Here is a 20,750-nt window from a genome sequence, read left to right as displayed (position 1 = left end):
GATGCGCAAGGAAAAAGCTTTTGAAATACGGCCCGGTGTCAGCCAGCAGCTGGGGGCTAATTTTGACGGAAAAGGCGTTAACTTCGCGCTCTTCTCCGCGCACGCTGAACGGGTTGAGCTGTGCCTGTTTGATCCTTCAGGGAAAACGGAAATAGCCCGGCTGGAACTGCCGGAATATACGCACGAAATCTGGCACGGCTACGTGCCCGATCTTCAGCCTGGGGCGTTATATGGTTATCGGGTTTACGGCCCGTACGATCCGGAAAACGGGCATCGCTTTAACCCAAATAAACTGCTTATCGATCCCTACGCGCGGGAGCTGGCAGGCGATATCGCGTGGAACGAGGCGCATTTCGGTTACGAGCTGGGCCATGAGGAGAAAGACCTCAGCTTTGATACCCGCGATAGCGCGCCTTTTACGCCAAAATGTAAGGTTGTCGACCCGGATGCGTTCGACTGGCAGGGGGAAAATCGCCCCGACATTCGCTGGCCGAATACGGTGATTTACGAAACGCATGTGAAAGGGTTTACCCAACTTAATCCGGCGCTCCCCCCCGAGCTGCGCGGCACATTCGAGGGGCTTGGGCATCAGGCCTCCGTCGAGTATATCAAGAGCCTCGGCATCACTTCCGTTGAGCTGCTGCCCGTTCACTGGTTTCCCGATGACCAGCATCTGCTTGACAGGGGACTAAAAAACTTCTGGGGTTACAATACGCTGGGCTTTTTTGCCCCCGCGTCCCGTTACTATGGGCCCGCAGGTATTGCCGGATTCCGCAATATGGTGCGCGCTTTTCATGATGCCGGTATTGAGGTGATCCTTGACGTGGTTTACAACCATACCGCGGAGGGAAATGAGCTGGGCCCGACGCTCTCATTTAAGGGCATCGATAATTTCTCCTACTACCGGACGATGCCGGATCGGCATCGTTATTACATCAATGATACCGGGACGGGAAATACGGTGAATACGTCCCATCCCCGGGTACTGCAGATGGTGATGGATTCGCTACGCTATTGGGCTCAGTCCATGCACGTTGACGGCTTTCGTTTTGATCTTGGAACTATTCTAGGCCGTGAACCGGAAGGGTTCGATCCGCGAGGCGGTTTTTTTGACGCCATAACCCAGGATCCCGTGCTGGCAAAACTTAAACTGATCGGCGAGCCCTGGGATATCGGCCCCGGCGGCTATCAGGTTGGCGGTTTTCCGCCAGGCTGGGGCGAGTGGAACGACAAATACCGCGATACGGTGCGGGAATACTGGAAGGGAGATAACGTATCTACCGATTTTGCCGCCCGTTTGCTGGGATCGGGGGATCTGTACGATTTACGCGGCCGCCGCCCGTGGGCCAGCGTCAATTTTATTACCGCTCATGACGGCTTCACGTTAAACGATCTGGTTTCGTATAACGAGAAGCATAATGAAGCCAACGGTGAGGGTAATAACGACGGGCACAATGATAACCGTTCCTGCAATTATGGCGAGGAAGGGCCGACGGAAAATCAGGCTATCGTCGCGGTCCGCGAACGCCAGAAGCGTAACTTCCTCACCACGCTATTGTTCTCCCACGGCACCCCGATGCTACTGGCCGGGGACGAATTTGGCCGTACGCAGCAGGGAAATAATAATGGCTACTGTCAGGACAGCGAGATTTCATGGATCAACTGGGAAGCGCTGTCCGAAGATGACCACGCATTACGCCATTTCACCCAGCGCCTGATTGCGCTACGCGCGGAACAACCGCTTTTACGGCGTGAAAGCTGGCGCGATGGGCTCGGGATACGCTGGTTTAACGCCGGCGGCGGCTTGCAGCAATCTGAGCAGTGGGATGAAGGGTCAACGTTAGGCCTTGCCATCAGTCGACCCGACCTCGAAGAGGAGAAAGGGATCTGGCACGACGTTCTGATACTCTTCAATCCCTTTGAGGGCGATGTTGCGTTCCAGATACCGCAGTTCGGCGAAGGCGGCTGGGTTCTTGAGCTGTCGACCGCTGAAGAGAAAAGTGACGGCGTCACTATTACGGAAGCGATTGATTTTATTCTGGCCGGGCGCAGCATTGCGCTATTCAGACGGCCTTAGCGCACAGATAAACCCGGCGTTGAATGCCGGGTTTGTATTGTCATTATTGATGCAGCGGATGACCACTGGCAGCAAGGATGGATTCATGCATGGCTTCAGAAAGCGTGGGATGAGCAAAGATCATCGATAAGAGACTCTCATCTGTGGCCTCCAGATGATGCGCGATACCAAAACCCTGGATCTGTTCAGTGACCTGCTCGCCAACCATATGCGCGCCCAGCAGTTCGCCGGTTTCGGCGTCGAAAATAGTCTTAACAAAACCCTCCGTCTCACCGCTGGCCAGCGCCTTACCATTCCCCTGATACGCGAACTTACCAATCTTGATCGGCCGTCCCGTCTCGCGAGCCTTCGCCTCTGTCAAGCCCAGGCTGGCAACCTGCGGCCGGGCATAGGTACAACCGGGCACGTAGTCGCGGTTAAGAGGGCGTATGCCTTCGATACCAGCCAGCGCCTCGACGCAGATCATGCCTTCGTGGCTGGCTTTGTGCGCCAGACACGGCGGGCCGGCCACATCGCCGATAGCATAGAGCCCAAAGACGTTGGTTCGGCAGGCGGCATCCGTCTTGATAAACCCGCGGTCCAACTCGACTCCCAGCGCTTCCAGCCCCAGGCCTTCCACATTAGGCTGTACGCCCGCTGCCAACAGCACACGTTCGACTTCCAGGGTCTGTTCGGCGCCGGTGGTTTTCAGGGCGCAGCGCACGCCCGTATCGGTGCGCTTTACCTGCGTCAGCAGAGTTTGGCTATGGACGTGTATACCGCGTCGTTCGAACGATTTACGCACGGTCGCGGATACTTCGGCGTCTTCAAGGGGCAGAATCTGCGCGGCTTGTTCGACCAGCGTCACTTTGCTGCCAAGATCGTTATAAAGGCTGGCGAACTCCACTCCGATGGCCCCTGACCCGATAATTAATAGAGACTCCGGTAAGCGCTCAGGCTGCAGGGCCTCGAAATAGGTCCAGATTCGCTCGCCATCTGGCTCTACTCCGGGCAACGCTCGCGGCCGGGCGCCAGTCGCAAGGATCACATGATCTGCGCGATAGTCTCGCTCTTCCCCCTGGGGATAGGCGACCGTGACTTGCCCCTTACCACGCAGCCGGGCGGTGCCGGCTATGACCGTCACGCCATTTTTCTTCAACAGGTACTCGACACCTCCGGTAAGCTGTTGCGACACGGCGCGGCTAAACTGCACCAGTTTCTGCAGATCGAAACTCACCTCGCTGAGACTAAAACCCAGCCGATCGGCATGCGCAATACTGTGCGCCACCTCTGCGCCATGCAGCAGCGCCTTGGTTGGAATGCATCCCCAGTTCAGGCAGATGCCCCCTAAATGCTGCTTCTCCACTAATGCGGTACGAAGCCCTAGCTGGCCGGCACGAATGGCGGCGACATACCCCCCAGGCCCGCCACCTACTATCAGTACATCATATTTGTCGTGCATAGCTCGTCTCCCCGATAAACAACAGCGTCGGTGTTTCCACCAACCGCTTGAGCGCCTGGAGAAAAGCCGCGCCTGACGCCCCATCGATGACCCGGTGATCGCAGGACAGCGATACGGTCAGTTGATGGCGGACGACGATCTGTCCGTCGCGAACTACCGCTCGGGGCTCACCTGCGCCAATCGCAAGGATCGCGCCCTGGGGTGGGTTGATGATGGCGTCAAACTGCCTTACTCCGAGCATGCCCAGGTTTGACACGCTAAAGGTGCCGCCCTGGAACTCTTCGGGCTTGAGCATGCCCGCCCGGGCTTTGGTTATCAGAGAATGAACTTCGTTTGATATGTCGCTTATCGACCTGCTATTGGCCGAACGTACGATAGGAGTAATTAACCCGTCTGGCAGCGCAACCGCCACGGAAATGTCGGCATCGGCAAAACGGCGTATGCTCTGGGTAGCCTCATCAAACTGTATGTTAACGTCCGGCACGGCTATCAGCGCCATGGCGCAGGCTTTAACCAGCATATCGTTAACCGAAATCTTGACGCCGGGTACTTCGCTGTTGATTTCCTTACGTAAGGCTAAGAGTCGATCCAGGTCGAGATCGACGGTCAAACGGAAATGAGGTGCATTTTGCTTGGACATTTGCAAACGACCAGCGATCGCTCGCCGCATGCTGGACATCGGCAACGTCTCAAAGGCTGTCGCTGACGTGGTTTGTGGAGCCCCGGTCTGGGGTAGCCCATCCAGCAGCAAAGCGGCCGCCAGCACATCATCGCGACTCACCCGTCCAAGTGAACCGCTTTTGCGGCAGTCGTGCAGGTTGATCCCCAGTTTTTTGGCCAGACGGCGCGCCAACGGGGTTGCCGATACCTGGCTATCATCGGTATGCGAACGCGGCGCTTTGCCGGAACGAACTGGCGGCGGCGGAGAGGCGATGCGGCCGCCTGCGGCAACGATCGCGCTCTCCAGGTCAGCCACGGAGATACGCTCGCCGCGCCCGCTACCGTGGACCTTTTTCAAGTCAACGCCCAACCGCGCGGACAGACGTAACGCATGGGGAGTGGCATTCACCTGAGTCGGATCGGTTTTGCCTTGTAAGCTGATGGGTACCTCGGTCAGCCCAATGGATGCCGCAGGCTTATTGGCGGGGGCCGGTACAAAGGAGGGCGCCGCGGTCGCTACAGCAGGCTCGGTTGTCTGCATGACAGGAGCTGCTGGCTGCGCCGCGCCCAGACTGGCCGCGAAGGCATCCAGTTCAGCCTCGCTTACCGAAGAGTCAGCGACCAACGCTAAAACAGCGCCGACCGGGAGGGTATCTCCCACTCGGGCGATTATCCGCCGTAGCGTACCGGCGAAGGGGGCCTCCAGAACATTGACGATTTTACTGGTCTCAATTTCACAGATTTCCTGCCCTTTGGCGAAACTGTCACCCTCCTGGATGGCCCACCGTGCGAGCACGCCTTCCTCCATTGAAAGACCCCACTTCGGCATTTCAAGTGTCCTGATATCGCTCATAGCTTAATCCTCCAGCACTTGACGGACGGCAGCTTCGATACGTTCAACGCCAGGGATCCAGAGTTTTTCGAGAGCAGGGGAGAACGGTACCGGGGTGTGTGGTGGTGTTACCAGAACAATAGGCGCTTTGAGGAAATGGAATGCCTGGGAAGCAATCAGCGCGGCGACATCATGAGCAAAGCCAAAACGCGCAGCTGACTCGTCGACAATGACCACGCGGCCTGTAGAAGCCACTGATTCCAGAATACCTTCTTCGTCCAGAGGCGAAATTGTACGTGGATCGACCACCTCCACCGAGATCCCCTCGCTGGCCAGTTTGTCGGCGACCTGGTTTGCTTTATGTACCATTGCCGACAACGCGATGATGGTGACATCCTCACCTTCACGGGTATAGTTGGCGACGCCCAGGGGAATGGTATAAATCTCGTCCGGTACCTCGCCCTTGAGGTCATAAAGCATTTTATGCTCGCAGAACACCACCGGATCGTCGTCGCGAATCGACTGGATCAGCAGCCCTTTGACATCATAAGGCGTCGATGGCACGACCACCTTGAGCCCCGGTGTGGTCGCAAAAATATTATAGGGTGACTGCGAATGCTGGGCTGCAGCAGAAAAACCAGCGCCGATCATGCCCCGCATCACCAGCGGCGCCTTCGCCTTGCCGCCAAACATATAGCGGAACTTTGCGGCCTGGTTGTACAGTGCATCATGGCTAACACCGAAAAAATCCATAAACATCAGCTCTGCCACCGGCCGCAGACCCGTTGCTGCGGCGCCGGCAGCCATGCCGACGATCGCCGACTCCGTAATGGGGGTGTCGATCACCCGCTCGGAGCCGAACTGCGTCCACAGCCCTTTAGTAACGCCGAGCACGCCTCCAAAGGCCTCTATCCTTGCTTCTTCGGGCGCATTTCCGCCGTGACCGCCACGCAAGTCTTCACCAATCAGAACGACACGTTCGTCGTGCTCCATTTCCTGGGCCAGGGCTTCCTTGACCGCTTCTCGATAGGTTTTTATAGGCATTGTGATCACCCTCAGTATGAGACGTAAACGTCTGTAAGCAGGTCTTCCGGAGCCGGGTAGGCAGCGGCGCGGGCTTTGAATACAGCATCATCGACAAGTGCTTCAACTGCCGCATCGATCGCCGCCAGTTCCTCAAGGGAGATGTGTTGTTCGACCCTGGCAGTGAAAATCTTCAGCGGATCATGTTGTTCGCGCAGACGTTGAACTTCGCCCTCAGCACGGTAAAGCGCCGGATCGCCCTCAAAGTGACCGTGCCAGCGGAAAGCTTTGGCCTCAATGACGCTTGGGCCTCCACCATCTCGGGCGCGCTTGACCGCCTCTGCGGTGGCATCGTAAACGGCAAAGAAATCGGTGCCATCAACCGTCACTGCCGGTAAACCGAAGCCCGCGGCGCGCCCGGCGATATCACGACCACCGACGGCGTAGTCATGGCCCGTTCCTTCGCCATAACCGTTGTTCTCGAAAATAAAGATGGCAGGGAGTTGCAGCACGACTGCCATGTTAATGGCTTCAAATACCAGACCCTGATTAGAACCGCCGTCACCAGTAAAAGAGACCCCAACGTTCCCGGTCTTAAGGGTTTTGGCCGTCAGCGCAGCGCCGATGGCTAACGGAGGGGCGCCACCCACAATAGCGTTTGCACCCAGCATACCTTTCGACAGATCGGCAATATGCATAGAGCCCCCCTTGCCCCGGCATAATCCGCTGTCCTTACCGAATATTTCAGCCATCATGCCGTGAATATCGCAGCCTTTGGCAATACAGTGGCCATGTCCACGGTGCGTGGACCCAATAAAATCAGCGTTAGTCAGATTTTCGCAGACCCCCACCGCAATGGCTTCCTCACCGGTATAAAGGTGAATGAAGCCCGGAATATCACCACTGGTGTTTTCCTGATGCAAACGCTCCTCAAACGTCCGGATTTCGCGCATCTTACGGTAAGCCTGGAGTAAAGCCTGTTTGTTAAGCATCACTTAATTCTCCTCAGTAACGGTCGTCAGGCGGGCAGGCTGAAAGCCCTTAACCACGCCGATGCAATGAATCTACGAGTGTGACGAGGAGGTGCGAAGCCACCTTCATGGGGGGGTAGGAGGGGGTTTACATGCTTGAGGTCAAACTTTATAAATTTTATGTATCTATCGAGAGGGACGGTTCCATGTCATCCCGGGCTCTGGCGTACAATTGATAAAAAAATACGAGTAGATAACTACGGATGAAGCCATCGGATTTTAAAAGTCGTCAGGCAACTTCACTGGTCTCCGGGCCATTGCGGCTGACGAGAGATTTGCCGCTAATCCTGACCAAATTCGTCCCACCACGCTCTTCGATACGGCTGCTACAGCGCTCACGGCTTCTTCTGCTCCTCGATCGCATGCAGCGACGCCGTCTGGGTGTCGTTTGCGCGGGAGCTGGATTTGGCAAAACCACCCTGTTGGCGCAGTGGTATCAGCAAATGATTGCCCAGGGCGAACGCGTTGCCTGGCTTAGCCTCGATGAGGATGATGATGGCGTATGGCAGTTCATTCCTTATCTACTGCAAGCATTGCGGCCGCTCTATGGCGATTGGGACGCCGACTTTTGGCGCAACATAGAAGAACAGACGCCCTCCAGTTCGCAACAGCTGCTGGCCGGGTTGATTAACCAACTGCATTACTGTCCGCACGACCTGTATCTGATCGTTGATGACTTCCATATGATCAATGATGCCGGTGTATATGAAGCCCTGGGATATTTGCTCAAGCATGCTCCTGCCGCCTTGCATCTAATCATTGGCAGCCGTTTCCACCCCAGTCTGTCCCTGAGCCTGCTTCAGGCGCAGGACCAGCTGGTGGAAATTTATGATCGAGACCTCCAATTTACGCTCGAAGAAACCAGAAACTATTTCAGCCAGACGATTGATGTACCACTCAGTAATCAGCATGTACAGCGGCTACGTTCCGCGACAGAGGGGTGGATCGCCGGCATGAAAATCGCTTCGTTGTCCCCAGAATTGCTCAATGATCCAGAACATCTGCTGCGCAATATTCGTGGTGGAACCCGCGCCATCGCCCGTTATCTGAAAGAGGTGGTACTTGACCCATTGCCTGCGGAAATTTTTGATTTTCTTGTCAAAACATCGTTTCTTAATCGTTTAAATGCCGGGTTATGTAATGGGGTTACAGGGCGTGATGATAGTGAAGCGATACTGGCATGGATTGAGCGGCACAATCTTTTTTTGTCAGCCCTTGACGAACAAGGCTGCTGGTTTCGCTACCATCCTCTTTTGCAGGAAACCCTGCGAACGATATTGCAGCAGAACAACGATATCAACCTCAAGCATTTACATGAATTAGCCAGTCATTGGTTCGTTGAACAGAGATTGTGGTCCGAAGCGGTACGCCACGCACTTGCAGCGGGCAAGCCGATCCATAACCCCGGGCAGGATGGTGCAGGAGCGCAGTCACTGGCGGAAGAAGGGGATATAGATACCCTGGTTTCCTGGATGCATCACTTACCCGCAAGTACTGACCCTTCGCGCATTGACCTGCAAATCAATTTGGCCTGGGCGCTGGCGCACTATTTCCGCTTCGATGAATCAAGGCAGTTGCTGGATAATCTTGACCAAATGGTCGTTAATCACCGTGATGATATAACCCCCAACGCCTGGCTCAAATTACGTGTCGTGCGCGCAATTTGCGAAGCTTTTGCCGAGAAAATCCCGGAAAGCCTGGCGATTGTTGAGCCGTTGCTGGCTAAAGTGCCCTGCGGAGACACCTGGGTCGATGGCCTCATTTGCAATATTCTGAGCTACTGCCACGTGGTTAACCAGCGCTATACCGACGCTCTTGAGGTTCAACGGCATATGCCTTGCCCGGAAAGCCCGCTCGACAATCTGTTTGTCTCGGTTTATCGCGCTTTTATCATTACTCAGTGCCATCTTGGTCAGGGTGACCTGGAGAACGCCTGGGGGTATGCAGAGAATGCATTGCGCCAGGCTGAGCGTTTTACCGGCCCTCAGTCGACCAGCGGCGCGACGCTTGCGCCGCTGCTGGCGGAAATAGCTTACGAACGTAAGAACCTGGACTCATTAAATACGCTGTTAGCAGACAGACTCGAATTTATCGATCGGTTTGGTCCACCCGATGCCTTGAGTCGCTGCTATACCTATCTTGCGCGCCAGGCCTTAAATGACGATATGCCGCATGAGGCAGAACGGCTGCTGGAACACGCGCAACGACTAGCGGTGTCTCGCGGATGGCAACGGCCGCAGGCTTTATTGTTAGCAGAGCAGGCGAGAGTGCGCCTACAGCGCGCGAATTATCCAGGCGCAGAGCAGCTGCAACGGCAACTCGAACAACTGGCCGCCCATGCCACAATTGATGCCGAAAATCCCTGTCAACGCGCAATAGCTCAGCATGCAATCGTCAGCCGCAGCCGCCTTCTTCTGGCGTCAGGCCAGGCCCCACAAGCCAGACTTTTACTGGGCGAACTCGTGACTGAGCAGGAGCGTCGGGGCGACCGGCTATCCGCAGCGCGTCTTCGTACGCTATGGTCATTATCCTTGTGGGATAGTGGCGAAAACGCGGCTGCCGTGGCTGCATTGCAGCCCACCTTGCAATTAGCGGCACAACAGCATCTCAAACGAATTTTTCTTGATGCTGGCGAGGCATTGCAGCTTCTGCTTGTCCATGTACGCGAAACCTCAGCAGCCAGCGAAGGGGATGACCATTTGCCCATGAAAAGGAGCGAGTCTGAAGGCAAGCGGATTCAGCGTGAAAATAGTGATGTTAACCTGGATCTCAGTGAGCGAGAGCAGCAGATATTACAGCTGATTGCTGATGGTCAGATGAACAAGGAAATCGCTCGCTCTTTGACTATCTCTACTGAGACGGTGAAATGGCACATCAAGAACATCTACGCCAAGCTCAAAGTCAATAGTCGTACGCAAGCCATGAGTCGGGCTCTGGAAATGAAGTTACTGGATTAATAATGTGAGTAATGTGCAAATCTAATCAAAAAGTGAATATGTCAATGGCATCTATTAGCTGACTTTTTACGGGCTGCCCGACGAGGGCTGTCTGATTTTGAGTTCAGGTCTTTAACTTCTCCTACAGCCTTTACGTACAATAGATTTTACCGGGGGAGGCAGAGCAAAGCAGAATTTACTAAAGCTTACCAGCAGACTTTCTCAGCATAGTAATATCCCTCTTAGGTGATTCCCCGAACATCCGCGTATATTCCCGGCTGAAATGAGATAAGCTTTCGTAACCGACAGCATAGGCTGCTGTGGTAACATCGTAATGTTCATTCAGCATCAGTCGCCTGGCTTCATTGAGGCGCAGCCATTTCTGATACCGGAGCGGGCTCATTCCCGCAAGCTGCCTGAAATGTTGGTGGAAAGAGGGCGTGCTCATTTGCACGCGGTTTGCCAGCTCCTCGACACGTAAAGGTGATGCAATATTGGTCTTTAACCAGTCGATAGCTTTACCGATACGGTAGCCATGGCCGTCTACTGCTGCAATCTGTCTGAGATGATCGGACCGATCGCTCATCAAAAGCCTGTAATGTATCTCTCTTTGAATCAGCGGCCCGAGAACAGGAATGGCTTCAGGCTCGTCAAGCAAAGAAAGCAGACGGCAGAAAGGCTCCAGCAATACATCAGTCATGGTCCCTATCCCTACACCCGTTCCCGCGTCTCGTTTTTTGACCGGCGGCAGGCTTCCCTGTGCAATTAATTCCATCAGCACGCGCTGGTCAAGTTTATAGGCGACGCCGACACAGGGCCGGGATGTCGAAGCCTGCAATACTTCCGAACTGGCTGGCAGATCAAGAGACGTGATCAGGAATTTTTCCGCATTATATTCATATGGTTCACCGCCAACCCACATGATCTTCGCGCCACTGGCCACCAGAACGATACTCGGAGGAACCAGGCAGCTCACCGGAGGAGCGGGTTCGTTTCGGCGGAATAATTCCAGTCCTTCTACGGCTGTAGGGAAATCACCGGTGCCGGGCGTGCGCTGAGCAATATCCCGGGAGAGCTCGCCGAGTCGTCTATCAATCGATTTGTCTGAAATCATTCCATCACCCCCCATATTTGTTAAGTCTGTGCGACGTTGCCAACTTACCCGTTATGAAAAGTGAAATATACGCTTTGGCATCATGTTAATAGGATCAGGCAAATAATGCAGAGTATTTTAATAACAGATTTCATTAGCGACATCCAAAATAGACATACCGAAATGAGACGCTGACTACAACCCAATCCGCATCCAATTTGAATGAAGGTATGACTATCATGACGCTAAAAACTTCAACCCGTTTTTTTAATGGCGCACTCCTTGCCGGAACGCTGGCCATGATTTCAACAGAAGCTGCGGTCGCCCAGCCGGCAGCAGGCACAGCTGATTCTTCAGTCCATCTGGTTCAGACGTGGGATAAAACTTTCTCAAGGAGCGACAAAGTGGATCATCAAAAAGTGACTTTTAAAAACCGTTACGGCATTACGCTGGCCGCAGATGTATATCTTCCTGAAGATCGCGGAAACAGGAAGCTTGCTGCGCTTGTTATTTCCGGGCCTTTTGGTGCGGTAAAAGAGCAGGCATCAGGTCTGTATGCTCAGACCTTAGCAGAGCGCGGATTCGTGACGCTGGCATTTGATCCGTCTTATACCGGTGAAAGCAGTGGTGAACCGCGCAATATTGCTTCACCTGATATCAATACCGAAGACTTTATGGCAGCCGTCGATTTTATTGGACTGCAACCTTATGTGGATCGTGAACGTATCGGTGTCATCGGTATCTGCGGCATGGGGGGGATTGCCCTGAACGCTGTTGCCGTGGATAAACGCGTAAAAGCGGTCGTTGCCAGCACCATGTATGATATGAGCCGCGTGATGTCGAAAGGCTACAATGACAGCGTAACGACGGAGCAACGCGAGCAGGCGCTGGAGAAGATGAGTCTTCAGCGCTGGGAGGATGCGGCAAACGGCAAACCTGCATACCAGCCAGACTATAATAAACTGAAGGGCGGTGAAGCACAGTTTCTCGTGGACTATGCGAACTACTACATGACCAAACGCGGATATCATCCACGAGCCGTCAACTCCGGCAATTCATGGTCCGTGACAACGCCGATGGCATTTATGAATTTCCCGCTCATGACCTATATTAAGGAAATTTCTCCGCGCCCGATCCTGTTCATTCATGGCGAAAGAGCGCATTCGCTGTACTTCTCCAAAACGGCTTATGAAGCGGCAAATCAGCCAAAAGAGCTTTTGATTGTAAAAGATGCCACCCATGTTGATTTATATGATCGCATGGACAAGATCCCGTTCGATAACATCACGGCATTTTTTAACAAATACCTTAATAAATAAATCATAACACCGTCCGATATTCTACGAATCAGTGTTATCGTTTTATGTCCTTAATATACGAAATAACGTAGACAAAAGAGGAAAAGTTTATGCTCTGGAACCGCGAGCTCTTAGCAAAAATAGATGCAGCGGACGACCTAAAAATCGCGCCGTACCGTCCCGATATGAATACCACCGGCACGCCAACATGGATTTGGGAAGTGACGGTGGATAACCGACTTTTTGTCCGCGCCTATAGTGGTACCCGTTCAAAATGGTATCAGGCAGCACTAACTCGACGGGCGGGTAAGATAGTGGCTATCGGACAGGAATTCGACGTGCGGTTCGTAAAACCGTCGGACCCGGTTCTTGAAAGTAAAATCGATCGGGCCTACCAGATAAAATATTCCAGCAGTAGCTATGTTTCCGCAATGACGGGAGCTCGCGCCAGAGCGGCCACGGTTGAGATATTACCTTCGTGAATGCCATGCCGCAGAAATGTGACAGACCTCCGTCCGCTGGCTGAACGTGGTCTATTCACCATTGATGTGGCCCTTCAATAAACATAAATTCCAGCGCCGTCCGTCGCTGCGCAACTCGGTGATGCTGAGCGGGTGGATGTCGATGCGTGCAAATGAGTGAAGTGGGGCGCCGAGAACATCGACGATCATGGCGCGGATTATGGCGGCTGGCGCAATGGCACAGTGCCGACCTTGAATATCGACGTGTTTAGCCAGCCAGCTGCCACAGCGCGCCAGCAGCTGTGCGCGCGACTCTCCGCCCGGCGGAGAGTCACCCTCAAGCCATGCCCGGAATGCTTCGGCGTCTTGCGTCATCACCTCACGTAATGACCGACCCGCCCAGATGCCGTAGTCGGGTTCGGCCAGTTCCGTTACCTGAGTACCCGGTAAAGAGAGCGCAGCTGCGGTTTGCCGGGCGGCGGTGTCTGGGGAGATCCAGACGCGTTGATAACGGGCAGTACCGCTTTGTAACTGATGTGCCCGTTGCCACTCCCGTGCCTCCAGAGGATCATCACAGGGGAAGTGTGAACCTCTGGAAGCTGCCGTTTCTCCCTGGCAAATTAGCGTTAGCGACGCTCTCATGATGTTAACCGCGCCAGAAGGCCAGTCGCTGTCCGCGTGTCGCCGGCGGGCGTTCGGCTAAGGCGCCGAAAACCACACCGATGACGCTCCAGAGCACAAGATGCGTGCCGAAGGAGCTTATGCGGAAACGCCATAGCAGGTCAGCCGGGAAGTGGTCGGATACTTCGTTCACGGTCGGCATCAGGGCACAAACCACGAGCATCAGCGCCACGGCGAACAGCGTTGCCCACATCATCGCATCTGCTCTGCCGAGGCGCGGCATTAGCTGATGTGATAACCACGCGGCCGCGATGACGATGCCGATGGAAAGTAACATCATGACGAAGTACAGCCCGGTACGATAGCCGATGGTTTCCGGGTTGCCGACTGCGGGCGGATTGGGCGGGTATTTCAGACCTGGCATCAGGCTCATTGCCAGAAAGCCACCCAGCGCCAGGCACAACGCCAGCACACGCGGGTTCGATGGCCCAAAGCGCTGGTAGCTAAAGGCCCACGCCAGCGCCAGACCGCCGCCCAGTGCTGCGCCAAACAGCGCCATGCCGGTCATCAGGCCGATCCCGGACTGGGTCTGTCGGCTAAACACCTCTTCTTCTTCGCTGTCTGCTGACGCGCCGTGTTGGTGAGCATGAGCTGACATGCTTTTTTCCAGCCCAATCGCGCGGTCGACCTGCGGCTCGCCGAAATGGTGCGCAAAAGCAAACGCCATCAGTCCCGCCAGAATGCCGGCCATCATCCCTTTAAATAACAGTTTCCCAATCATTTCCGCCTCCTCAGTGGCAGGGAAAACCCAGCAGATGACGTGCGTCGTGGAAGAATTCATGCACCTGAGTGCCGGAAAACATCGACGTCGCGCCTTGTTCCGCGCCAACAAAATAGATTGCCAGCAGCGCCAGCAGGGCGGTGAACAGCGCCCAGGGCAGCAGTTTCGCAACAGGAATTGGGGCGGCCGGGATGTGGGTGTTAAGGGTGATATCACTCATGGTGTAACTCCGTTATCGATTTTACTGTTGGAAACGAGAGCCGGACTCACCGTTACCGGCACGCCCAGCGAAAGGTGATGATGGCTATGTGCTGGCGGGCAACTGGCGTTCGCCAGTACAATCGGCTGACCGTGGGGCGTGTTGAGATACGCCTGGCGCCACTCCTGCGTCCGTCGGCTGATATCATCCGGCACAGCCAGGTTGAGTGCAGTCACCATGTTTTCCATCGCCGCCGTCCACTGACGATAGTAGGCATCATTCACGCTTTCACCCGGTTGCGCCGGCGCCGCTTTGATCTCTTTACTGAATGTCTGTACCCATTCTGCCCACGGGAACAGCCCGGCCCGGTGGAGATGGACTATCAGAGAGAATGCTTTTGCCTGCCAGGGCTTATCGAACACCGGCCCTTCCTCATCGCGCGGTAACCCGATGGCGGCGTAATCGTGTTGAGTCGCAGTATTCATGCTTCCTCCAGATAATCATCCCACAGATCGATGAACACCTTGTCCGGACGCGGCTCGCCCCACAGTTCCTGTGCGGTGAAACTGACGCTGTAGACATGCTGGGGATGTTCACCCAGGCCGTGCGCGGCAGTATCTGGCGTGATAAACACACCGTGAGCGAGCTCTATGCGACCGACTTTATCGCGTGCGTAGCGTGGCAGACGGGTATGTGTGGTCGGATTGAAATTTTTCGTTCGTACCCGATCGCCCACCCGGAAGCGGGGCGTAACATCATGACTGACGCGAGCAGACCCGCCGGTGCTAACGACCTTCGATACCATATCCTGCGTCAGCACAGGCGTGCCAGGCATACAGGGGGTAGGCTTCGCGCCTCCCCACAACTCTTCAACGGTGATCACCCCCTTTGACAGCAGCAGCGTTTCGAATGCATGCAGCCAGTGCTCGTAGTAGCTCGACTGCAGATATTCTGTCGGCGCCATACCTTCGATAGCGTGGCGGAATTCATCGACGTTAAAGTGTCCGCCGACGAATAACGAGGCAAACAGAGGAAATACCCTGCGTTCCCACTCATGATGGAAATAGGGCTCGTTTTCCTCAGTAGGGATCGGGCCAAGGCCGTGCATTCCCCCCAAATCATGTATCCCGTTCATGGTTTTCTCCTTTCGTTATGGTGCGCTAACCACACCGGTGCCAATCATCGAATCGCGGGTGACCAGCTCGATTAACTGCGTTTCGCTCCAGCCGTCGGTCCCCGCCGGACGTTCTGGCAGGACCAGATAGCGCAGCTCGGCGCTGCTGTCCCAGACGCGGATCTCTTTGCTTTCTGGAATGTGTAACCCGAACTCGGCGAGAACGCCGCGCGGGTCGATGACGATACGTGAACGATAGGGCGCTGATTTGTACCACACAGGCGGCAGCCCCAGAACCGGCCAGGGGTAGCAGGAACACAGCGTACAAACGGTGACGTTGTGCACGTCCGGCGTGTTCTCCACGACCAGCATGTCTTCGCCCTGTATTCCGGAGAAGCCAAGTTCAGCAATGGCGGCGGTGGCGTTTTCCATCAGACGACGTTTGTATTCCGGGTCACTCCACGCTCTGGCGACAACCTGTGCGCCGTTTCGGGGGCCGACTTTGTGCTCGTAGGTGTCAATCAACTCATCCAGCGCAGCCGGGTCGATCAGGCCTTTTTCCTGTAACAAGGATTCCAGTGCGCGGACACGTAGCTCGATGTCTACAGGTGGTTGGGTATGGTCGTGGTCGTGTTTATGGCTCATTTTATGCTTCCCGAGAGTTAAGGTTAAAAATTCCGCCAGTCACCGCAGGCCTCGAAAGCGGCGGCGGCCTGATAGATAGTGTTTTCAGCGTAATGACGTCCTACCAGCATCATGCCCACCGGGAGTCCGTCGACCATGCCACAGGGAATAGACATCGCCGGGTGACCGGTGATGTCCTGCGGGGCGGTGTTACCGATCATTTCGAAAGCGCGCGAAATATATTCGGTGATTGAGCAGTCTGGGTCTGGCATCGGCTGAGCGAGGATAGGTACGGTAGGCATCACCAGCAGATCGAAATCGCTCAGCGCGCGGTCGTAGCCGGCACGGGCCCGACGCGCAATATTCTGCGCCCTTGCGTAGTAGCGACCGTTATAGCGTTCCAGCCCATACTGGCCGACGAACATGCAGACTTTGAGCGATGGGGAGAGGGCATTCGCGCAGTCGCGCCATTGCGCGTGTTTGTCCAGCAGGCCGACGTCGTACTGGCCTTCCCAGTTAAAGCCCATGCCGTTGCCGTGCATCATCTGGGCGGTCAGACCTTCGCAGCCGATAGGCGACCAAAGCGCGCCCGCCAGATTGTGTTCCGGCACGGAAATTTCGCTAACGATGGCCCCAAGCGCTTGCAGGCGGGCGATAGCGGCTCGTACCTTCGCTTCTACCTGCGGGTCCATATTCGGCAACTGGAATCCCTCGGTCAGAATGCCGATTTTCAGGCCGTGCGCGCCTTTGCTGAGGGCGGCGGTATAAGTTTCTACAACCGGCGCGTACTGACGCGGATCAAGCCCATCACTCCCGGCGATGGTTTCCAGCATTAGCGCGTTGTCGCGCACGTTGGCAGTGATGGGACCGGCGTGGTCGATGGTCGCCTCAATCGGCATGATGCCCGTATAAGGCACCAGACCGTGGGTCGGTTTCATGCCGTAGGTACCACAGAAGGCGGAAGGGATACGTATGGAACCACCCTGATCGCAGCCTATCGCCATGTCCACTTCGCCAATCGCTACCAGTACGGCGCTGCCTGAGGACGAACCGCCGGAGCAATAGCCATGACGATGGGGATTGTGTACCGGGGCCGGGTCGGAAGTGTGGCTGCCGCCGGAGAGGCAGAAGTGCTCGCAGGTGGCTTTGCCGAGAATAGTCGCCCCGGCATCCAGCAGGCGGGTGGCCACGGTTGCGTCGTAGGATGGGACGAAACCTTCGAGGGTGGAGGTTCCGTTCATCATCGGTACGCCGGCCAGCGAGACATTGTCTTTAAGGGCGATGGTCCGCCCGGCCAGCGCCCCAGTCGCCGCACCTTTTACCTCGGTTTTGTAATACCAGGCGTTGAGCGGATTGTCCTCGCCAGTGGGACGGTATCCGGCGGCGCGTGGATAGCGGACCTCCGGGATGTCGTCAGGAAGAGAGTCGACCAGATCGTAGGCGTCGAAGTTAGCCTGCATCAGCGCGAGATATTCTTCAGCCTGCGCCGGCGTCAGGTTGATATGCAGCCGACTGGCAAGCTCTTGCAGTTCTTCGGCAGTGGGACGTTGAATAGCCATGTTTTTTCCTTTTTCCTGTGTTTGCTCATGCATCAGTCTTGAACATAAGCCCGGAATGCCATCCAGACTTGGTTATCCGGGTCAGTCGTTTGGCTGAAATGGACACCCACCCAGCCAGTGGGTGTCCGTAAGGTGTTAAGACGGCTTATCGGCTTTAGGCCAGTGGATACCGACACTTTTCATGCCCTTGGTCACGTCCATGTCAGGGTGTGAGAGCACTACATCGCGGTACGAAGGACTGCCGATAACGGCGGGCTTGAACTGGGTCAGGAAGGCAGTGACCTCTTCACGAATATCCTGCGGCACGTTGAAGTTTTCATAACACTCATCGATAGATTCGAACACGGCTTTCCAGTGCACCTCGGTCAGCCCCATGCCGCGGTGCGCGGTCACCATATCTCGTCCCCGATAGACGGTGTTGCCACCCCAGTGCTTGCACAAGAAATCAACGAAGTTGATATGTTCTTTCTGGAATGAAGACTCGGACACGTGCGCCCAGATATGGCCGATGTCGGGATGCTTCATACAGGTCTTCAACACTTCGCCTGCGAAGGCGTAGACGGCGTCATACCCGCCGAGACGTTCATACAGGGACGGCTTTTGCTGCTGTTCGTTCATGGTGGATTTCTCCGTAACATGTGAGTGGAAGGGGATGTTGCGGTCTCTGTTCAATCAGAACAGTTTCATCACGCGCAGGGTGGTGTGGAGATCTTCCTTAAAACCGCCATCAACGTTGATATCGCGTTGGAGCAAGCCCTGCACTTGCACCGTAGGGGTGATGAATTTCGACAATTCCAGCCTTACCTGATCCGAACGCGTCGCTTGTCCGTTCTCGACGCCGTCAATCTGCTGTTTACCGCCCCACGATTTGGCGTAACCGGCAGAGACGGTCCAGGTGTTGTCTGCGGGCGGCGTCCAGCTTATCCAGCCCTGAAATTGATAGGTGTTGTCTTGTTTGAGGCGGCCGGTGCCGATGCCCGTGGCATCGTCGTTGTCGCCATACCACAGCGCATCAGCAGACAGCTGGGTGGCGAAACCGTTACCAAGCTGCTGCACGCCGCCAAGCTGCAGGTCGAACTTCCAGCGGTTCTCACCGACGTTGAGCGTACGCCCGGCATCGTAGGAACCGGCAGGGACGTACAGGTAGGGCACGAGGGCGAAGGTGGTGCCGGGGTTGTTCACCAGCCAGACAGGGGCGGTCAAAATAGGGTCGCCCAGGCCGCTGGCGGAATCGAGGCGGGCGCCGCCCAGGGAGCCGTTATAAAGACGTCCGTAGGGCATCAGCACCTGCGGCGCGACGGTGAAGCCAGCCACATCCATATAGTGGACGTAACGAAAGATGCTGACGAAGGAATCCAGCCCGGTGCCTTGCTTAATTTCGTCGCCGCCTGTGGGGGTAAAGCTGTCTCGCGTGGCGTAGGTGAAATACGCCAGAATGGCATCGGTACCGGCAGGCGCCGGAATGAGATCCTGTGAGTTGAGATCGACCGCATGGGCCGGGCTCGTCGCCAGCCAGAGCGTGCAGGCGACCAGGCTGATGCGAGATGTGGTGCCACTAACAGTCATAACGTTACCCTCATGTCTGATATCTCTTGTTTATTTCCCGGTACCAACGTGGCCGGACGACATTACGGTTACTGATATTAGGGAGAAATTTGCGGCGTACTTGTTTCATAAGGACAGTCGTTTGGCTGGCAGGGACAACGGGCGGGCAGGGTGAAAAGGTTCATAGCGTGATGCTCCGTCGTAGCGCAGATGTGCACGCCTGGAGTGCGATTATCGCTATTTCGACGCCATTCGCGACGTGGGACGCCAGGCGCGTCGACGCATTTTCCGCCATATTTCCGCAGCCTTAGCGCAGATGCTCGTGATAGACGGAGGCGAAATCTGTGTGCTGGCACGATAGTTGCTGCCCGTCACACCGTGTCTGTTGTTTATGCGGGAATCAAGGCGCGAGGTGAGTAATAATGAATAGCATCATGCAATCTGCGGGCAGCTCCCACTATTCGACCGTTGGCGTTGCCGAGTCGCGCCGCTTCGAGTACTGGAACGATGTGGTGTTGCGTCACTGCATCCCGGCCGCCAGTGTGCCCATGGCTGGGGTCGACTTTGATGCCCGGCTTGCGGTACGCGGTGTGGGTATGGTGGATATCTGTTCGTTGTCTGCGCCGTTGCACCGCTGGGAACGCACCGCGCGTTATCTGAGACAGGGCCCAGACGACGATCTGTGGCTGGGCTATATGCAGGGAGGGTACGGCCAGCTTGAACAGGGGGGACGCAGGGCGGCGCTGACGGCGGATAGTCTGGTGCTATACGATGCCGCCCAGACTTTCAGCTTTAGCCTGGGTGGGCGCGATAACCATCTGGTACGGGTCCCGCGGCATCTGTTGAGCGGTCGTTTGCCGAGAATTGAAAACCTCACCGCGATGGTACTGGACGACGGTCGCCCCGGCGTGATCCCACTGCGCGAAATGCTGCGTCAGGCAACAGCGATGCCAGACTGCCTGGTCAATCCAGATATTTCTGGTCGTTTCTCCCAGACAATGCTGGATCTGCTGGTGCTGAGTCTGGAATTGCAGGATCTGGATAACGTTAGCGCTGAGCGCGATCTCTACGCGCGGATGATGATTTACATTCGGCGGCAACTTGTCGATCCAGATTTGAACATTGAGAGCCTGGCGCAGGCGCACCACGTTTCCGTTCGCACCGTCACGCGGGCTTTCGCCCGTCACAAAAAAACGCCGATGGCCGTAATTTGGCAGGAGAGGTTGCGAGCGAGCCGGGAGGCCCTCGAACGCGGACGAGTCAGTAGCGTTTCCCAGGCAGCGCTGGATTTTGGCTTCTCCGATTTCTCTCATTTTAGCCATGCCTTCCGCAAAGCCTTCGGTATCTCGCCTCGCTCACTGCTGCCCAGGGAGCGGCAAAATTTGTGATGCGCTATTGCGCAGTGCTGATCCATAACGATGAGTGAAACTGCGCGTGACGAAAGGGGCTATATCC

General features: G+C 55.7%; 19 protein-coding genes. 5 read left to right on the top strand and 14 right to left on the bottom strand.

Annotation, left to right across the window (positions count from 1 at the left end; genetic code table 11):
- The first annotated feature begins 1 nt into the window (after nucleotide 1).
- Nucleotides 2-2,077, top strand: coding sequence for a glycogen debranching protein GlgX (gene glgX / locus EGY08_RS30375; protein ID WP_123829386.1), 2,076 nt, complete (start codon nucleotides 2-4; stop codon nucleotides 2,075-2,077).
- Between the two features lie 43 nt (nucleotides 2,078-2,120).
- Here the strand turns inward: glgX and lpdA are convergent, their stop codons facing one another.
- From lpdA to EGY08_RS30355, 4 genes are read right to left on the bottom strand one after another with little or no spacing between them, the layout of a single operon-like run.
- Nucleotides 2,121-3,518, bottom strand: coding sequence for a dihydrolipoyl dehydrogenase (gene lpdA / locus EGY08_RS30370; protein ID WP_123829385.1), 1,398 nt, complete (start codon nucleotides 3,516-3,518; stop codon nucleotides 2,121-2,123).
- Complete coding sequence (locus tag EGY08_RS30365) at nucleotides 3,502-5,031, bottom strand: 2-oxo acid dehydrogenase subunit E2 (protein ID WP_123829384.1); 1,530 nt, start codon at nucleotides 5,029-5,031, stop codon at nucleotides 3,502-3,504. The genes lpdA and EGY08_RS30365 overlap by 17 nt, the downstream gene beginning before the upstream one ends.
- A 3-nt stretch (nucleotides 5,032-5,034) precedes the next feature.
- On the bottom strand, nucleotides 5,035-6,054 hold the full coding sequence (locus EGY08_RS30360) for an alpha-ketoacid dehydrogenase subunit beta (RefSeq protein WP_004120454.1): 1,020 nt from the start codon (nucleotides 6,052-6,054) through the stop codon (nucleotides 5,035-5,037).
- 11 nt (nucleotides 6,055-6,065) lie between these two features.
- On the bottom strand, nucleotides 6,066-7,025 hold the full coding sequence (locus EGY08_RS30355; RefSeq protein WP_172880201.1) for a thiamine pyrophosphate-dependent dehydrogenase E1 component subunit alpha: 960 nt from the start codon (nucleotides 7,023-7,025) through the stop codon (nucleotides 6,066-6,068).
- 242 nt (nucleotides 7,026-7,267) lie between these two features.
- Between EGY08_RS30355 and EGY08_RS30350 the strand changes: the two genes are divergently transcribed.
- Complete coding sequence (locus EGY08_RS30350; protein ID WP_123829383.1) at nucleotides 7,268-10,021, top strand: LuxR C-terminal-related transcriptional regulator; 2,754 nt, start codon at nucleotides 7,268-7,270, stop codon at nucleotides 10,019-10,021.
- Between the two features lie 178 nt (nucleotides 10,022-10,199).
- On the opposite strand, the gene EGY08_RS30345 is transcribed toward EGY08_RS30350, so the two are convergent.
- Nucleotides 10,200-11,114, bottom strand: coding sequence for an AraC family transcriptional regulator (locus EGY08_RS30345; RefSeq protein WP_123829382.1), 915 nt, complete (start codon nucleotides 11,112-11,114; stop codon nucleotides 10,200-10,202).
- Between the two features lie 209 nt (nucleotides 11,115-11,323).
- Between EGY08_RS30345 and EGY08_RS30340 the strand changes: the two genes are divergently transcribed.
- Together EGY08_RS30340 and EGY08_RS30335 are read left to right on the top strand one after the other, a co-directional pair.
- Complete coding sequence (locus tag EGY08_RS30340; RefSeq protein WP_162626000.1) at nucleotides 11,324-12,412, top strand: alpha/beta hydrolase; 1,089 nt, start codon at nucleotides 11,324-11,326, stop codon at nucleotides 12,410-12,412.
- Nucleotides 12,413-12,501: 89 nt separating this feature from the next.
- Complete coding sequence (locus EGY08_RS30335) at nucleotides 12,502-12,873, top strand: DUF2255 family protein (RefSeq protein WP_004120443.1); 372 nt, start codon at nucleotides 12,502-12,504, stop codon at nucleotides 12,871-12,873.
- A 51-nt stretch (nucleotides 12,874-12,924) separates the two neighbouring features.
- Here the strand turns inward: EGY08_RS30335 and EGY08_RS30330 are convergent, their stop codons facing one another.
- The 9 genes from EGY08_RS30330 to EGY08_RS30290 all read right to left on the bottom strand — a co-directional run bounded on the left by EGY08_RS30330 (nucleotide 12,925) and on the right by EGY08_RS30290 (nucleotide 19,316).
- Entirely contained in the window at nucleotides 12,925-13,494 is a 570-nt protein-coding gene (locus EGY08_RS30330) for a histidine phosphatase family protein (protein WP_123829381.1), read from the bottom strand.
- A 4-nt stretch (nucleotides 13,495-13,498) separates the two neighbouring features.
- Complete coding sequence (locus EGY08_RS30325; RefSeq protein ID WP_123829380.1) at nucleotides 13,499-14,254, bottom strand: CbtA family protein; 756 nt, start codon at nucleotides 14,252-14,254, stop codon at nucleotides 13,499-13,501.
- A 10-nt stretch (nucleotides 14,255-14,264) separates the two neighbouring features.
- The gene (locus tag EGY08_RS30320; RefSeq protein ID WP_004120437.1) at nucleotides 14,265-14,474 is read right to left on the bottom strand and encodes a CbtB domain-containing protein; all 210 of its coding nucleotides are present in this window, start codon (nucleotides 14,472-14,474) and stop codon (nucleotides 14,265-14,267) included.
- On the bottom strand, nucleotides 14,471-14,938 hold the full coding sequence (locus tag EGY08_RS30315; RefSeq protein ID WP_032742121.1) for a nitrile hydratase accessory protein: 468 nt from the start codon (nucleotides 14,936-14,938) through the stop codon (nucleotides 14,471-14,473). The genes EGY08_RS30320 and EGY08_RS30315 overlap by 4 nt, the downstream gene beginning before the upstream one ends.
- Entirely contained in the window at nucleotides 14,935-15,588 is a 654-nt protein-coding gene (nthB, locus tag EGY08_RS30310) for a nitrile hydratase subunit beta (RefSeq protein ID WP_123829379.1), read from the bottom strand. Before nthB ends, EGY08_RS30315 begins: the two co-directional genes overlap by 4 nt.
- A 15-nt stretch (nucleotides 15,589-15,603) precedes the next feature.
- The gene (nthA, locus tag EGY08_RS30305) at nucleotides 15,604-16,212 is read right to left on the bottom strand and encodes a nitrile hydratase subunit alpha (protein ID WP_004120432.1); all 609 of its coding nucleotides are present in this window, start codon (nucleotides 16,210-16,212) and stop codon (nucleotides 15,604-15,606) included.
- Between the two features lie 23 nt (nucleotides 16,213-16,235).
- Complete coding sequence (locus EGY08_RS30300) at nucleotides 16,236-17,750, bottom strand: amidase (protein ID WP_004120430.1); 1,515 nt, start codon at nucleotides 17,748-17,750, stop codon at nucleotides 16,236-16,238.
- Between the two features lie 135 nt (nucleotides 17,751-17,885).
- A complete protein-coding gene (locus EGY08_RS30295; RefSeq protein ID WP_049112087.1) occupies nucleotides 17,886-18,368 on the bottom strand; it encodes a group I truncated hemoglobin in 483 nt (160 codons plus the stop codon).
- A gap of 54 nt (nucleotides 18,369-18,422) precedes the next feature.
- Entirely contained in the window at nucleotides 18,423-19,316 is an 894-nt protein-coding gene (locus EGY08_RS30290; protein ID WP_123829378.1) for a transporter, read from the bottom strand.
- Nucleotides 19,317-19,717: 401 nt separating this feature from the next.
- Between EGY08_RS30290 and EGY08_RS30285 the strand changes: the two genes are divergently transcribed.
- Nucleotides 19,718-20,683 (top strand): AraC family transcriptional regulator, encoded by a 966-nt coding sequence (locus EGY08_RS30285; RefSeq protein WP_004120423.1) that lies wholly within the window; start codon nucleotides 19,718-19,720, stop codon nucleotides 20,681-20,683.
- Nucleotides 20,684-20,750: the final 67 nt, after the last annotated feature.

This window comes from Klebsiella sp. FDAARGOS_511 (assembly GCF_003812845.1).
Lineage (GTDB): Bacteria > Pseudomonadota > Gammaproteobacteria > Enterobacterales > Enterobacteriaceae > Klebsiella > Klebsiella grimontii.
This window is presented reverse-complemented; position numbering and strand designations above follow the sequence as displayed.

Bases quoted from the DNA above. Each gene is read 5' to 3' on its own strand.
- glgX (WP_123829386.1), top strand. From the start codon at position 2: ATGCGCAAGGAAAAAGCTTTTGAAATACGGCCCGGTGTCAGCCAGCAG.
- lpdA (WP_123829385.1), bottom strand. From the start codon at position 3,518: ATGCACGACAAATATGATGTACTGATAGTAGGTGGCGGGCCTGGGGGG.
- EGY08_RS30365 (WP_123829384.1), bottom strand. From the start codon at position 5,031: ATGAGCGATATCAGGACACTTGAAATGCCGAAGTGGGGTCTTTCAATG.
- EGY08_RS30360 (WP_004120454.1), bottom strand. From the start codon at position 6,054: ATGCCTATAAAAACCTATCGAGAAGCGGTCAAGGAAGCCCTGGCCCAG.
- EGY08_RS30355 (WP_172880201.1), bottom strand. From the start codon at position 7,025: ATGCTTAACAAACAGGCTTTACTCCAGGCTTACCGTAAGATGCGCGAA.
- EGY08_RS30350 (WP_123829383.1), top strand. From the start codon at position 7,268: ATGAAGCCATCGGATTTTAAAAGTCGTCAGGCAACTTCACTGGTCTCC.
- EGY08_RS30345 (WP_123829382.1), bottom strand. From the start codon at position 11,114: ATGATTTCAGACAAATCGATTGATAGACGACTCGGCGAGCTCTCCCGG.
- EGY08_RS30340 (WP_162626000.1), top strand. From the start codon at position 11,324: ATGACTATCATGACGCTAAAAACTTCAACCCGTTTTTTTAATGGCGCA.
- EGY08_RS30335 (WP_004120443.1), top strand. From the start codon at position 12,502: ATGCTCTGGAACCGCGAGCTCTTAGCAAAAATAGATGCAGCGGACGAC.
- EGY08_RS30330 (WP_123829381.1), bottom strand. From the start codon at position 13,494: ATGAGAGCGTCGCTAACGCTAATTTGCCAGGGAGAAACGGCAGCTTCC.
- EGY08_RS30325 (WP_123829380.1), bottom strand. From the start codon at position 14,254: ATGATTGGGAAACTGTTATTTAAAGGGATGATGGCCGGCATTCTGGCG.
- EGY08_RS30320 (WP_004120437.1), bottom strand. From the start codon at position 14,474: ATGAGTGATATCACCCTTAACACCCACATCCCGGCCGCCCCAATTCCT.
- EGY08_RS30315 (WP_032742121.1), bottom strand. From the start codon at position 14,938: ATGAATACTGCGACTCAACACGATTACGCCGCCATCGGGTTACCGCGC.
- nthB (WP_123829379.1), bottom strand. From the start codon at position 15,588: ATGAACGGGATACATGATTTGGGGGGAATGCACGGCCTTGGCCCGATC.
- nthA (WP_004120432.1), bottom strand. From the start codon at position 16,212: ATGAGCCATAAACACGACCACGACCATACCCAACCACCTGTAGACATC.
- EGY08_RS30300 (WP_004120430.1), bottom strand. From the start codon at position 17,750: ATGGCTATTCAACGTCCCACTGCCGAAGAACTGCAAGAGCTTGCCAGT.
- EGY08_RS30295 (WP_049112087.1), bottom strand. From the start codon at position 18,368: ATGAACGAACAGCAGCAAAAGCCGTCCCTGTATGAACGTCTCGGCGGG.
- EGY08_RS30290 (WP_123829378.1), bottom strand. From the start codon at position 19,316: ATGACTGTTAGTGGCACCACATCTCGCATCAGCCTGGTCGCCTGCACG.
- EGY08_RS30285 (WP_004120423.1), top strand. From the start codon at position 19,718: ATGAATAGCATCATGCAATCTGCGGGCAGCTCCCACTATTCGACCGTT.